The sequence below is a fragment of the Paracoccus sp. pheM1 genome (assembly GCF_018499825.1).
Classification (GTDB): Bacteria; Pseudomonadota; Alphaproteobacteria; order Rhodobacterales; family Rhodobacteraceae; genus Paracoccus; species Paracoccus versutus.
This window is the reverse complement of sequence record NZ_JAGXCX010000002.1, coordinates 1598431-1612132: the sequence shown is the minus strand read 5'-3', so window position 1 is coordinate 1612132 and position 13702 is coordinate 1598431. Positions and strand designations below refer to the sequence as shown.

General features: G+C 69.7%; 12 protein-coding genes and 1 riboswitch. Of the genes, 7 read left to right on the top strand and 5 right to left on the bottom strand.

The window, feature by feature from the left end; all coding sequences use genetic code 11:
• Positions 1–53: 53 nt before the first annotated feature.
• A complete protein-coding gene (locus KF941_RS21940) occupies positions 54–1292 on the top strand; it encodes an Hsp70 family protein (RefSeq protein ID WP_214274515.1) in 1239 nt (412 codons plus the stop codon).
• Here KF941_RS21940 and KF941_RS21935 read toward each other — a convergent pair.
• From KF941_RS21935 to KF941_RS21925, 3 genes are all read right to left on the bottom strand, one after another.
• Entirely contained in the window at positions 1289–3388 is a 2100-nt protein-coding gene (locus KF941_RS21935; RefSeq protein ID WP_214274514.1) for a DEAD/DEAH box helicase, read from the bottom strand. The two genes, KF941_RS21940 and KF941_RS21935, sit on opposite strands and share 4 nt — an antisense overlap.
• A gap of 145 nt (positions 3389–3533) precedes the next feature.
• Positions 3534–4094, bottom strand: a complete 561-nt coding sequence (locus tag KF941_RS21930; protein ID WP_214274513.1) for a DinB family protein — start codon at positions 4092–4094, stop codon at positions 3534–3536.
• Between the two features lie 51 nt (positions 4095–4145).
• Positions 4146–5042 carry a LysR family transcriptional regulator gene (locus tag KF941_RS21925; RefSeq protein WP_052096186.1) on the bottom strand — a complete coding sequence of 299 codons (897 nt, stop codon included), beginning with the start codon at positions 5040–5042 and terminating at the stop codon, positions 4146–4148.
• Positions 5043–5160: 118 nt separating this feature from the next.
• Between KF941_RS21925 and KF941_RS21920 the strand changes: the two genes are divergently transcribed.
• Positions 5161–6534, top strand: a complete 1374-nt coding sequence (locus KF941_RS21920) for a C4-dicarboxylate transporter DctA (protein ID WP_338117749.1) — start codon at positions 5161–5163, stop codon at positions 6532–6534.
• 104 nt (positions 6535–6638) lie between these two features.
• Here KF941_RS21920 and KF941_RS21915 read toward each other — a convergent pair whose 3' ends face one another.
• On the bottom strand, positions 6639–7556 hold the full coding sequence (locus KF941_RS21915; RefSeq protein ID WP_214274512.1) for a LysR family transcriptional regulator: 918 nt from the start codon (positions 7554–7556) through the stop codon (positions 6639–6641).
• A gap of 102 nt (positions 7557–7658) precedes the next feature.
• Here KF941_RS21915 and KF941_RS21910 point away from each other — a divergent pair, with 102 nt between their 5' ends.
• Positions 7659–8678 (top strand): YeiH family protein, encoded by a 1020-nt coding sequence (locus KF941_RS21910; protein WP_214274511.1) that lies wholly within the window; start codon positions 7659–7661, stop codon positions 8676–8678.
• 67 nt (positions 8679–8745) lie between these two features.
• Positions 8746–9576 carry a DUF6635 family protein gene (locus tag KF941_RS21905; protein ID WP_214274510.1) on the top strand — a complete coding sequence of 277 codons (831 nt, stop codon included), beginning with the start codon at positions 8746–8748 and terminating at the stop codon, positions 9574–9576.
• Here the strand turns inward: KF941_RS21905 and KF941_RS21900 are convergent.
• A complete protein-coding gene (locus KF941_RS21900; protein WP_240540585.1) occupies positions 9566–10120 on the bottom strand; it encodes an alpha-hydroxy acid oxidase in 555 nt (184 codons plus the stop codon). The genes KF941_RS21905 and KF941_RS21900 overlap by 11 nt on opposite strands.
• Before the next feature lie 542 nt (positions 10121–10662).
• A riboswitch (cobalamin riboswitch) is annotated at positions 10663–10854 on the top strand.
• A 91-nt stretch (positions 10855–10945) separates the two neighbouring features.
• Between KF941_RS21900 and nrdH the strand changes: the two genes are divergently transcribed.
• The 3 genes from nrdH to nrdE are packed head-to-tail and all read left to right on the top strand — an operon-like array spanning position 10946 to position 13700.
• The gene (nrdH, locus tag KF941_RS21890; RefSeq protein WP_036759261.1) at positions 10946–11167 is read left to right on the top strand and encodes a glutaredoxin-like protein NrdH; all 222 of its coding nucleotides are present in this window, start codon (positions 10946–10948) and stop codon (positions 11165–11167) included.
• Between the two features lie 8 nt (positions 11168–11175).
• Positions 11176–11592, top strand: coding sequence for a class Ib ribonucleoside-diphosphate reductase assembly flavoprotein NrdI (gene nrdI / locus KF941_RS21885; RefSeq protein WP_072463767.1), 417 nt, complete (start codon positions 11176–11178; stop codon positions 11590–11592).
• Positions 11574–13700, top strand: coding sequence for a class 1b ribonucleoside-diphosphate reductase subunit alpha (gene nrdE, locus KF941_RS21880; RefSeq protein ID WP_214274508.1), 2127 nt, complete (start codon positions 11574–11576; stop codon positions 13698–13700). The genes nrdI and nrdE overlap by 19 nt, the downstream gene beginning before the upstream one ends.
• Positions 13701–13702 lie beyond the last annotated feature (2 nt).

The window sequence follows — 13702 nt, the reverse complement described above, 5'->3', positions numbered from 1 at the left end:
GCCCGGCCCCGCAAAAGGCTAGCAGCGCGGGCTTTGCGGACAGGGGCACGGGGATGCTGGACGACAGGCTTGCCATCGATTTCGGAACCTCGAACTCGGCCGCCGCGATCCTGCACGACGGCCGGCCCCGGCGCATCGCCATCGAGCCGGGGGCCGAGACCCTGCCGACCGCCGTCTTCTTCCCGGCGCAGGGCGGTGCCATGCGCATCGGCGCGGCGGCGGCCGAGGCGCTGATCCAGGGCGCCGAGGGCCGCTACATGCGGGCGCTGAAAAGCGTGCTCGGGACGGCGCTTTTCCACGAATCGCGGCTGATCGCCGGCAAGCGCCGCACGCTTTGCGACATCGTCGCCGCCTTCCTCGCCACCCTGCGCGAGCGGGCCGAGGCGGCGGCGGGCCGGCGCTTTCGCCGCGCGCTTTCCGGCCGGCCGGTGCATTTCCATTCGAACGACCCCGCCCGCGACGCCCAAGCCGAGGCGGACCTGCGCGGCTGCTACCTGGCGGCCGGCTTCGACGAGGTCGCCTTCCTGCCCGAACCCGAGGCGGCGGCGCTGGCCAGCCACGGCCTGGGCCGCGCGGGCGAGATCGGGCTGATCGTCGACATCGGCGGCGGCACCTCGGATTTCTCGGTCTTTCGCAGCAGCGGCGCGGGGGTGCAGATCCTTGCCAATCACGGCATCCGGCTGGGCGGCACGGACTTCGACCAGCAGGTCTCGCTCTGCCATGCCATGCCGGCCCTGGGCCACGGCGGGCAGCTGCGCCGCGCCATGGGGCCGGGGCTGCTGCCGGTGCCGAATGCGATCTATGTCGACCTGGCGACCTGGGCCAGGATCCCCTTTCTCTACGTGCCCGAGACGCGGCGCATGGCCGCCGGGATGGCCCGCATGGCGGTGGACCGCAAGGCGATGGACCGGCTGGTCGCGGTGCTGGACGAGGAGCTGGGCCACGAGCTGGCCTTTGCCGTCGAGCGCGGCAAGATCGCCGCCAATGCCGGCGAGGGCGCGCGCATCGCCATGGGCTTCGTCGAGCCGGGGCTGGCGCCGGAAATCTCGCCCGCCTCGCTGGAGGCGGCGCTGTCGGATTGCCGCGGGGATCTCGCGCAAGCCGCGGCCGAAACGCTGCGGCTGGCCGGCATCGCGCCCGGACAGGTGGGCAGCGTGATCCTAGTCGGCGGCTCCAGCCTGATGGGCTTCGTCGCCGCCGAGGCGCTGCGGCTTTGCCCCGGCGCGCAGCTGCGGCGCGCGGGGGCGTTCACCGCGGTGGTGGACGGGCTGGCGCTGGCGACGGCGGCCTAGCGCTTGCCGGGCTTCGGCCCGGCGCGAAAGGGCCTGTCGCCGCCCTTGCCCGACCCGCCGGCCGCAGGCTTGTGCGACTTGAAGCCGGCCGCGCGCCGGGGACGCGCCTCGGCGCCGTCGCCACGCGCGGGACGGTCGTGGCGCGCCGCGCCGCCATGCGTCTTGAAGCCCGCCGATTTCCCCTCCGCACGCGGAGCGGTTTTCGGCGCGGCCTTGTGCGCCTGCTTCTTCTCGGCGCTCCAGCGGGCCTTGCGCGGGGCTTCAGCCGCCGCTTCCGGCGCGGCGTCGCGGTCGGGCACGGCACGGGGGGCGGGCTTTACCTGCTCCGGGTCGAGCAGCGCCGGACGCCGGGCCGGCTTGGGCTTCGGCTCGGACCTGGGCCCATCTTCCGACCACGCGGGGCGCGCGGGCTGGCCGCGATGCGGCTTCCTGTCCCGCAGGGGCGCGTCGGATGTTTCTCCGTTCTCCAAATACCCATGCCGGCCGGGCCGCCTGTCGCGCACGGGGCCGGTCTCGAAAACCGGCTCGCCCTCGATCCGGCGCATGGCCAGGCCGGGCTCCAGCTCCACCCGCTCGCCGAAATTCGGCGCGGCGGGCGCGGCGATCTGCACGAAGGTCTGGTCGGTCTTGACCCGGATCGCGCCGATCGCGTCGCGGGTGATGCCGCCCGCCTCGCAGATCTTGGGCAGAAGCCAACGCGCCTCGGCCCGGCCGGAATGGCCGACCGAAAGCAGGAACCAGACCGCCGGCCCGAACTCGCCCCGCTCGCGCGGCGCGGCAGGCGCGGGGGCCACGTTTTCCGACAGCTCCTCGGGCGCCGGGCGCCCCTCGCGCCACAGCCGCACGAAGGCCGAGGCGACGCGCTCGGCACCGAAACGGTCGAGCAGCGCGGCGGCCAGTCCCGCCTCGTCGCCCGGCGCCTCGGCCAGGGCCGGATGGTCCAGCATCCGCGCGTCGTCGCGGGCCTGCACCTCGTCGGCCGAAGGGGCCTTGCCCCATTCCGCGACCAGCTTGGCGCGCTGGAGCAGGCGCTGCGCCCGCTTGTATTCCGCCGCCGGCACGATCAGCACCGAGGTGCCCTTGGCCCCGGCCCGGCCGGTGCGGCCGGAACGGTGCAGCAGCGTGTCGGGATTGGTCGGCAGGTCGGCATGGATCACCAGCTCCAGCCCCGGCAGGTCGATGCCGCGCGCCGCCACGTCGGTGGCGATGCAGACCCGCGCCCGGCCGTCGCGCAGCGCTTGCAGGGCGTGGCTGCGTTCCTGCTGGGACAGCTCGCCCGACAGCGCCACCACCTTGAAGCCGCGATTGCCCATGCGCGCCAGCAGGTGGTTCACGTTGGCGCGGGTCTTGCAGAAGATGATCGCCCGGCTGGCCTCGTAGAAGCGCAGGGTGTTGAAGATGGCATGCTCCCGGTCGCGGGTCGTCACCGACAGGGCGCGATAGTCGATGTCGCCGTGCTGGCGCGCCTCGCCCATGGCCTGGATGCGCAGGGCGTCGCGCTGGAAGTCGCGGGCCAGCGCCTCGATGGCCGGCGGCACGGTGGCCGAGAACATCAGCGTGCGCCGTTCCTCGGGCGCGCTGCCCAGGATGAACTCCAGATCCTCGCGGAAACCCAGGTCCAGCATCTCGTCCGCCTCGTCCAGCACGCAGGCGCGCAGGGCGGTCAGGTCCAGCGAGCCGCGCTCGATATGGTCGCGCAAGCGGCCGGGGGTGCCGACGACGATATGGGCGCCGCGCTCCAGCGCCCGGCGCTCGGTGCGGTAGTCCATGCCGCCGACGCAGGTGGCGATGCGCGCGCCCGCCTGTTCGTAAAGCCAGCCCAGCTCGCGCGCCACCTGCAAGGCCAGCTCGCGCGTGGGCGCGATGGCCAGCGCCAGCGGCTGCTCTGCGTCCGGCAGCGTGTCGCCCGCAAGGATGTCGCCGGCCATGGCCAGGCCGAAGGCCACGGTCTTGCCCGAGCCGGTCTGGGCCGAGACCAGCACGTCGCGACCCCGCGCCTCGGGCGCGAGCGCCGCTTCCTGCACCGAGGTCAGGCTGGCATAGCCCTTGGCCGCCAGCGCCGCGGCCAAGGGCGCGGCAATATCATGTTCGTTCATCTTCTTCGCCAGAAAGGGGATGCGGGGGCGCATCCGGTGAAAGGCACCATCCCCTTTGCGGCCGGGCCCTCCCATGGCCCGCCGGCCCGGAATGCGGAGCCAAGCCGCCCGCCTATCCTGTCCCGGCCCGCAAGTCAAAGCGAAACTAGGGCCGCATCAGCTGATCCTCGGTCCAGCCGAGCCGCGCCATGTCCTCGGCCCGCGCCGCCGCATCGTCGCCGACGATGAATTCGTCCAGCTGCGGCGGGACCACGCCGGCCTGCGACAGCAGGCCATGCACCTGCCCGCGATGATGGGTCTGGTGCTGGAACAGATGCGACAGCAGGTCGTCGCGGCGGTCGTGCTGCATGCGCGAGCCGCGATCCACCGGCACGATTTCCGCCAGGGCCTCGGGCGTCAGCGCCGCGACCAGCGCCAGCAGGCGGTCGTCCTCGTGCGCCTGCCATTCGGCCAGCCGCGCAAGGTCCGGGCAGTCCCCCGCCTCGGCCAGCGCGGCCTTGTCCAGCGGCCGGCCCGCCAGCGCATCGATATAGAAGCGGTCGACCAGCAGGACATGGTTCAGCGTGGCGCGGATCGAGCCGAAGAAGGACGGGCGCGGCGCCTCGTATCCGCCGGGCGGCAGGGCGGCGCAGGCGCGATGCAGCCGGGCATTGGCCAGCCGGTTCATCTGCGCCAGCTTGCGCAGCATGCGCAGCATCTCGGTCATCGGGCACCTCCGGTCGCGATGATGCCGCGGGGCCCCCGCCGGGTCGAGCCTTCAGCGCGCCGGCCCGGCCGGATCGTGGCCCAGGCTGCGGCGGATCTCGGCCAGGAACAGCTGCAGCGCCGGCACCGGGTCGCGGTGGTGATAGACGATATAGACCTCGGAAACCGGCGGGTCGGGCCGGATCGGCAGGAAGGTCAGCGGCCCCGCCGTCAGCCTGGCGATGCCCGCCGGCACGATGCTGACCCCGAAGCCCGCCACGATCAGGCTGGGGACCGACTGCGCATCCACCACCTGCTGCGAGACCCGCGGCCGATAGCCCGAGGCGACGATGCAGGCCATGACATAGGCCGCGAAATCGGAACTGTCGGGGCGCAGCACGACATGCTGGTCCTCGCGCAGGTCGTCGATCGAGACGCAGGTGCGCCCGGCCAGCCGGTGGTCGCTGCGCACCAGCGCCACCATCTCTTCGCGCCAGCCGTATTCATAGGCCAGTTCCTCGTCGCGCGGCACCGAGCGGTTGAAGCTGACGTCGGTGCGCCGGCTCAGCACCTCGGTCAGCTGCGCGGCCGGGGTCTGTTCGTGGACGCGCAGGGTGATTCGCGGGTGCAGCCGGGCGAAATGCGCCAGCAACTCGGCCAAGCCGCCGCGCAGGATCGAGCCGGTTGCCCCGATTTCCAGCAATCCGTCCTGGCCCTGCTGGATTTCACGGATCTCCTGCAGGCTGCGTTCATACTGGTCCAGCATGTTGCGCGCCCTGGGCAGGAACAGCGCGCCCGCCCGCGTCAGCGCCACCTTGCGGCTGGTGCGGCTGATGAGTTCGGCGCCGACCTCGCGCTCAAGTGTCTGGATTTGCGTGCTCAGCGGCGGCTGCGACATGTTCAGCCGCCGGGCGGCGCGGGTGAAGTTCAGCTCTTCGGCCAGGACGACGAAGCAGCGAAGCTGGCGCATTCTCATATCGTCACCCTATGGATTAACGGTAAATCGATATTAGACACGGATGTGCCCTTGGCCAACACTCTTCGGCATGAAGGGACCGGCCGCGGCCATGCGCCCGATGCGCGAGGAGATGCATCGGGCGCATCGCGGCCCCCCTTCCGTCACAGGGAGGAACAGAAAACACATGCCGAATTGGTCCAGGTCCTTGTTTGGACAGGTTTGCGTGGCGCTGGTGCTGGGGATCGTCGCCGGCTTCTTCGCGCCCGAATTCGCCGCCAAGATGAAGCCGCTGGGAGACGGGTTCATCAAGCTCATCAAGATGCTGATCCCCGTCATCGTGTTCTGCGTCGTCGTGCATGGCATCGCCGGCGCGGGCGACCTGAAAAAGGTCGGCAAGGTCGGCGTCCGCGCCATCGTCTATTTCGAGATCATCACCACCATCGCCCTGGCCCTGGGCATCGCGGTCGCCTATCTGTTCGGCCCCGGCCACGGCATGAACATCGACGTGAGCCAGCTCGACGCCTCGGCGCTGTCGGCCTATGTGGACCGCGCGCATGAAGTCAGCAGCGGCGGCACCGTCGAGTTCCTGATGAAGCTGATCCCGACCACGATGATCAGCGGCTTCGCCCAGGGCGACATCCTGCAGGTTCTGCTGGTCGCGATCCTGTTCGGCTGCGCCCTGTCGCTGGTGGGCGAGCGCGGCAAGCCGCTTTTGCACATGATCGAGCTGACCGGGGACGTCACCTTCAAGATCATGTATTTCATCGTCCGGCTGGCGCCCCTGGGCGTGTTCGGCGCCATCGCCTTCACCGTCGGGCAATACGGCATCGGCTCGCTGGCGCAGCTGGGCTACCTGGTCGGGCTGTTCTATGTCACCATCGCCATCTTCGTCTTCGTGATCCTGGGCTTCGTGCTGCGGCTGGCGGGCTTCAGCATCTTCAAGCTGCTGCGCTACCTGCGCACCGAGGTCGGCATCGTCGCCGGCACCGCCAGCAGCGACGCCGTGCTGCCGCAGACCATGCGCAAGCTGGAACACCTGGGCATCAAGGACTCGACCGTGGGGCTGGTGGTGCCGACGGGCTATTCCTTCAACCTCGACGCCTTCTCGATCTACCTGACGCTGGCGGCGGTCTTCATCGCCCAGGCCACGAACACGCCGCTGTCCACCACCGACCTTCTGGCCATCCTGGGCGTGGCGCTGGTGACGTCCAAGGGCGCGCATGGGGTGCCGGGCTCGGCCATCGTGATCCTGGCCGCGACGCTGGCCGCGATCCCGGCCATCCCCGCCATCGGGCTGGTGCTGGTGCTGTCGGTCGACTGGTTCATGGGCATCGCCCGCGCCTTGGGGAACTACCTGGGCAATTGCGTCGCCACCGTGGTCGTCGCCTCGTGGGTGGGGGACATCGACCGCGACCGCGCCCGCCGCATCCTCGAGGGCGAGGACGTGCCGACGCTGGACGTGCTGGACGAGGACGCGCCGATGTCGCAGCCCCAGCATGGCTGACGAAGTCGCCTCGCGGGGCTGAACGGGACCCGCGCGACCGGCCCCGCCACACCCCCGAGAAGACGGCCTGCGCCTTCCCTCCCGATGGCGCAGGCCATTTCGCGTCAGGGGATGCCGGCGGCGAAGCCCTCGTCCGTCAGGATCTCGTCCGTCAGGATCCCGATCAGCGCCTGCTGCGCCCGCGTGCGATAGCGCTGCGGATTGGTCAGCAGCGAGAACGGCCGCTCTGCCCCCGGCAGCGGCAGGGTGCGGATCCAGCCGGCGGCGGCGGGCCGCGCCACCGCGCGTTGCGACAGCGCGGCAAGGCATTGGCTGGCGGCCACCGCGTTCAGCACCGCCTCGTTCGAGGGCAGTTCCAGCGCCAGGGGCAGCCCGGCCACGGAAAGCCCCTGCCCGGCCATCCAGGTCTCGAACTCGGACCGGGTGCCCGAGCCCGGCTCGCGCAGGATCCAGTTCTGCGCCGCCAACCCGGCCAGGGGCACGGCGTCGCGCCCGGCCCAGGGGTGATCGGTCGCCATGACCAGCACCAGCCGGTCGCGCGCCACCACCTGCCGGTGCAGATCGCCATGCGCCACCGCGCCCTCGACCAGCCCCAGGTCGGCGCCGCCCTCCTGCACCGCATCGGCGACCTGGGTGGTGTTGCTGACGGTCAGCCGCAATTCGATCCCCGGATGCATCTCGCGCAGCGCGATCAGCCGCGGCGGCAGCCAGTAGCTGGCGACGGTCTGGCTGGCATGGACCCGCAGCCGCCCGCGCGGCTCGCGCGCCAGATCCTCCAGCACCATCTCGGCCGTCTCGGCGCGGTCCAGCACCGCGCGCGCCTCGGCCATGAAGGCTTCGCCGGTCTCGGTCAGCACGATGCGCCGCCCCACCCGGTCGAAGAAGCGCACGCCATGCCGCGCCTCCAGCGCCGAGACGGCGGCGCTGACCGCCGATTGCGTCAGGTTCAGCGCCTCGGCCGCGCGGGTGACATGCTGCCGCTCGGCCACGGCAAGGAAGATGCGGAGCTGTTCCAGCGTCATGGCCAACTGATAAGCAAAATCGAACGATATGGCAAATATAATGCGATGGATTGAACGTGTATCCGGGACCATGTTCCGCCTTGCAAGCAAGGAAACGCGATCATGTCCTCGACCCAGCAGAACCAGCAAACATCTTCCGCGATCACGGCCTGGCTTTCCGCCACGCTGCCGGGGCTGGGGCTGACCTTCGGCATCGCGGTCCTGGCGACGGCGGTGCAGCGCTTCTCGGGCATCCCGGCGCTCAGCCCGCTGGTGGTGGCCATGGTGCTGGGCATGGCGCTGCGCAACCTGGCCGGCACGCCCGAGGCGGCGCGGCCGGGCATCGGCTTTTCGCTGCGCCGCGTCTTGCGTTTCGCCATCGTGCTGCTGGGCTTCCAGCTGACGCTGGAGCAGTTGCGCGCCGTGGGCCTGCCGGGGGTGGCGGTGATCGCGGTGGTGCTGGCCGCGACCTTCGTCTTCACCAAATGGGCGGGGCGGGCGCTGGGGGTCGAGGCGCGGCTGGCCGAGCTGATCGCGGCCGGCACCTCGGTCTGCGGCGCCTCGGCGGTGATCGCGACGAACACGGTCACGCGCGGAACGGACGAGGACGTGGCCTATGCCATCGCCTGCGTGACGGTCTTCGGCTCGCTCTCGATGATCGTCATGCCGCTGCTGGGCGAGATGATGGCGATGGGGCCTTCGCATTACGGCATCTGGGTCGGCGCCACCGTGCATGAGGTGGCGCAGGTCGTCGGCGCCGGCTTCCAGCATGGCGCCGAGGCCGGGCAGGCCGCGACCGTGGCCAAGCTGAGCCGGGTGATGCTGCTGGCGCCGCTGATCCTGGTGCTGGGCGCGCTGGCGCGGCGCGGCGGCAAGGCCGCGCATGGCTCGGCGCCGACGCCCTGGTTCGTGCTGGGCTTCATCGCCGTCGTGCTGCTGAACAGCGCCCTGCCCCTGCCCGAGGCGCTGCATGCCGAGGTGGTCGGCCTGACCGCCTTTCTGCTGACCATGGCGCTGGCGGCGATGGGGCTCGAAACCGACATCCGCAAGCTGCGCGCCAAGGGCGTCCGGCCGCTGGCGCTTGGCGCGCTGGCTTGGCTGTTCATCTCGACCCTGGGCCTGGGGCTGGTCGCGCTGCTGTGACCGCGCGGCATTGAGCCGCCCCGCCGCGATGCCTAGATTGGGCGCGATCCGCCAAAGGACCGCGCCCATGGCCCTACAGCCCGCCGACCCCCGCCCGATGACCCGGCGCGAGACCGAGGTCCGCCGCTTCGTCCGCGCCCGCTATGGCCCGCGCGGCACGCTGGCGCTGCATCGCCACGCGCTCGGCCTCGACCTGCTGCGTGCGCCGGTGAACGTCATGCTGTCGCCGCTGTTCCTGCTGGTGCGGCTGGCCGCGCCGCTTCTGCGCCGGATCGGGCTGCGGCGCGCTGGCGACTGGCTGTCGCGCCGGCAGATCTTCCTGAAATCCGACGTGGCGCAAAGGATCGAGGCCGATCTGGCCCATTTCATCGACGACCTGGCCGAAAAGGGGCTGGCGCCCCGGGCCGCGCCGCAAAGCGTCGCCCGCGCCGTCTCGGACTATGCCGAAACCCGCAATGCGGTCTCCGAGATCACCACCTCGGTCCTGGTGCTGGGCTCGGGGCTCTTGCTGTTCCACCGCGCCACGCCGGGGGTGATCTCGCTGGCCGGGCCGGTCGCGCATCTGCGGGCGCAGGCACAGGCGGTCGAGGATTTCGCGCTGGGAAGCTGGGCCGGCCGCATGTGGTATGGCGCCTTCCCGCGAGAGCTTTCCAGCGTGGATCTGCTGCTGACCGGGGTGGTGCTGGCCATGGTCGCCTCGGTCCTGACCACCTTTGCCGGGCTGGTCGCCGATCCGGTCCAGCTTTGGACCGGCATCCACAAGCGCCGGGTGCTGCGGCTGCTGCGCCGGCTGGACCGGGCCGAAGACGGGCCGGGGCTGGGGCGCGAACATGTGCTGGCCCGGCTGGGCGACCTGTCGGATGCGGCGCTGAGCCTGTGGCGCAGCTTCAAGGGCTAGGCCAAAGCACGGTTTCGTCGATCCCGGCCAGGTCGCGACGTCCGGTCAGGGCCATGGCGACCTCCAGCTCGGCGCGCAGGATGGTCAGCATATGCGCGACCCCCGCCGCGCCGCCCACCGCCAGGGCGTGGATCTGCGGCCGCCCGACCAGCACCGCCAATGCCCTCAAGGCCAGGGCCTTCAGCGCATCGGTGCCGCGGCGGATGCCGCCGTCGCACAGCACCGGGATGCGCCCGGCGACCTGGCGGGCGACGACCGGCAGCGCCTCGGCCGTCGCCGGCAGCGTGTCCAGCGCCCGGCCGCCGTGGTTCGAGACGATCACCCCGTCCGCACCCACCGCCACGGCGCGCTCGGCATCATGCGCCGACATGATGCCCTTGAGCAGCAGCGGCAACCGGGTCTGCGACTTCAGCCGCGCTCTTTGATCTGGCGCGCGGTCACGACGGTGACGGTCCGTGGCGTGTCGAGCAGCGGCGCGGTGATCTTGTCCGAGGCGCTTTCGGTGGTCTTGTAGCTGGTCTCGGCCTCGCTGCCCTGCTGGCAGCGGATGACCACCGTCTCCAGCGTCACGGTGTCCTGCGCCTGGGCGGGGCCGCCGACCCCCGCGGAAATGGCAAGGACCGGAAGCAGGCCCAGGGTCGGCAGCAATTGCGCGGCAGACCCCGAGGCTGGCGGTTTGGGATGGGTTTTGTTCATGGGTTATCCCGGCACAAAGATGCCTCGCCTTCCGCCGGCAGGCAGAGGTGACAGAAAGTGTTTACTTATCAATGGATTGCGCTCTGGCGCGCCGGAACGGGAACGGGAACGGGAACGGGAACGGAGCCCCGGTTCACGTGCGCGCGATCCACGCAAGAGGGCGAATTGTCGTGCTTTGTCAAACGACGCGACGTCATTCCATGCCATGTCCCCGCGCCTGTTGCCATAATCCAACAGGCGCGCAGGTGGGGCGGCCCGTGGCCGCAGCCCGTCCACCGCCATGGCCCGGCGGCAAATCGAGCCCTTGGCGCGATCCGGGAACCCCACCAGATATTCCCGGCGCGGCCCGGCCATCCACTAAATATGGATTGACCCGGCCCGTGACCCGTGGCTAACTGCCGGGGTCATGGTTGCCCTGGGGCCGACTCGGGGATGAAAAGGGAAGCCGGTGAAAAGCCGGCACTGCCCCCGCAGCTGTAAGCGGCGAGCGACGCTGGAATGCCACTGGGGCCAAGGCTCCGGGAAGGCCGGCTAAGCCGAGACCCGCAAGTCAGAAGACCTGCCATGGCGCGAAAGGACGAAACCGTGCGGCGGGCGCGGGGCTGGAACAGGGTCCGGTGGCACGCCCATCGGCCCGGCCCCCTCTTGCCGACAGAACAGAAGGAGCCGAGCCATGTCCATCACCGTTTACTCCAAGCCCGCCTGCGTGCAATGCACCGCCACCACGCGGGCGCTCGACGCGCGCGGCCTGGCCTATCAGCTGATCGACCTGACCGAGGACGACGCGGCGATGGAACTGGTCGTCTCGCTGGGCTATCGCCAGGCCCCGGTGGTCGTCGCCGGCGATGCGCATTGGGCGGGCTTCCGGCCCGACATGATCGGCCGGCTGTCCTGACCGGCGCCATGGGCGGGCTGGTCTATTATTCCTCGGCCTCGGGGAACACCGCGCGCTTCGTGGCGCGGCTGGGGCTGGCGGCCGGGCGCATCCCGGTCTCGCCGCGCGATCCGCTGCCCGAGGCGGCAACGCCCTATGTGCTGATCTGCCCGACCTATGCCGACGGGACCGGCCGGGGCGCGGTGCCCAAGCAGGTGATCCGCTTCCTGAACGATCCCGCCCGCCGCGCCGGCCTGCGCGGCGTCATCGCCGCCGGCAACCGCAATTTCGGGGCGACCTATGCCTTGGCCGGCCGGGTGATTTCTGACAAGTGCAACGTCCCCGTGCTGTATCGATTCGAGCTGGCGGGGACTGATCTGGACATTTCCCGCGTGCAGGCGGGGCTTGAGAAATTCTGGGGGACGGAATGCTTGACGATGGCGTAAAGGCCGAGCTGGACTATCACGCGCTGAACGCGATGCTGAACCTTTACGACGGCGAGGGCCGCATCCGCTTCGACGCGGATCGCAAGGCCGCGCGGCAGTATTTCCTGCAGCATGTCAACCAGAACACCGTCTTCTTCCACTCGCTGGACGAGAAGCTGGGCTACCTGGTGGACGAAGGCTATTACGAGGCCGAAGTCCTGGACCAGTATCCGCGCGCCTTCCTGCACCGGATCTGGGACGCGGCCTATGCGCGCAAGTTCCGCTTTCCGACCTTCCTGGGCGCCTTCAAGTATTATACCAGCTACACGCTGAAGACCCGCGACGGGCGGCGCTATCTGGAACGCTACGAGGACCGGGTGGTCATGGTCGCGCTGGCCTTGGCGCGCGGCGACGAGGATCTCGCCATGCGCTTCATGGAGGAAATCCTGTCGGGCCGGTTCCAGCCCGCGACGCCGACCTTCCTGAACGCCGGCAAGAAATCGCGCGGCGAACTGATCTCGTGCTTCCTGCTGCGGCTGGAGGACAACATGGAAAGCATCGGCCGCGGCATCAATTCGGCGCTGCAGCTTTCCAAGCGCGGCGGCGGCGTCGCGCTGATGCTGACCAACCTGCGCGAGGCCGGGGCGCCGATCAAGGGGATCGAGAACCAGTCCTCGGGCGTCATCCCGGTGATGAAACTGCTGGAGGACAGCTTTTCCTATGCCAACCAGCTGGGCGCGCGGCAAGGCGCGGGGGCGGTCTACCTGAACGCGCATCACCCCGACATCCTGCGCTTCCTGGACACCAAGCGCGAGAATGCCGACGAGAAGATCCGCATCAAGACGCTGTCGCTCGGCGTGGTGATCCCGGACGTGACCTTCGAACTGGCCAAGAAGAACGAGGACATGTACCTGTTCTCGCCCCATGACGTGGAAAAGGTCTATGGCATGGCCTTCTCGGAGATTTCCGTCACCGAGAAATACGCCGAGATGGTGGACGACAAGCGCATCCGCAAGAAAAAGATCAACGCCCGCGCCTTCTTCCAGACCCTGGCCGAGATCCAGTTCGAAAGCGGCTATCCCTATATCATGTTCGAGGACACGGTGAACCGCGCCAACCCGGTCGCCGGCCGCATCAGCATGTCGAACCTGTGCAGCGAGATCCTGCAGGTGAACGAGGCCAGCACCTTCGACGAGGATCTGAGCTATCGCCACCTCGGCACGGATATTTCCTGCAACCTCGGCTCGCTCAACATCGCCGCGACCATGGACGGGCCGGATTTCGGCGCCACGGTCGAGACGGCGATCCGGGCGCTGACCGCGGTATCGGAAATGTCGGCGATCGAGGCCGTGCCCTCGATCCGGCGCGGAAACGACGAGGCCCATGCGGTGGGGCTGGGCCAGATGAACCTGCACGGGTTCCTGGCGCGCGAGCGCATCCATTACGGCAGCCCCGAGGGGATCGAGTTCACCTCGGTCTATTTCGCCGCCGTCGCCTATCACGCCATCCGCGCCTCGAACCTGTTGGCGCAGGAAAAGGGCCGCAGCTTCAAGGATTTCGAGACGTCGAAATATGCCGACGGCACGTTCTTCGACAAATACGTGACGCGCGACTGGCTGCCGACGCTGCCCGATGTCGCGCGGGTGTTCGAGGGTGTCGCGCTGCCCACGCGCGAGGACTGGGCCGCGCTGCGGGACGCGGTGATGCGGCATGGGCTTTACAACCGCAACCTGCAGGCGGTGCCGCCCACCGGCTCGATCAGCTATATCAACAACTCGACCAGCTCGATCCACCCGATCGTCGCCAAGATCGAGATCCGCAAGGAAGGCAAGATCGGCCGGGTCTATTACCCCGCCGCCTTCATGTCGAACGAGAACCTGGACTATTACCGCGACGCCTACGAGATCGGCCCCGAGGCGATCATCGACACCTATGCGGCGGCGACCGAACATGTCGACCAGGGCCTGTCGCTGACGCTGTTCTTCCCGGCCGAGGCCACGACGCGCGACATCAACCGCGCCCAGATCCATGCCTGGAAGAAGGGCATCAAGACGATCTATTACATCCGGCTGCGCCAGACCGCGCTGGAGGGCACCGAGGTGCAGGGCTGCGTTTCCTGCACGCTTTGAGG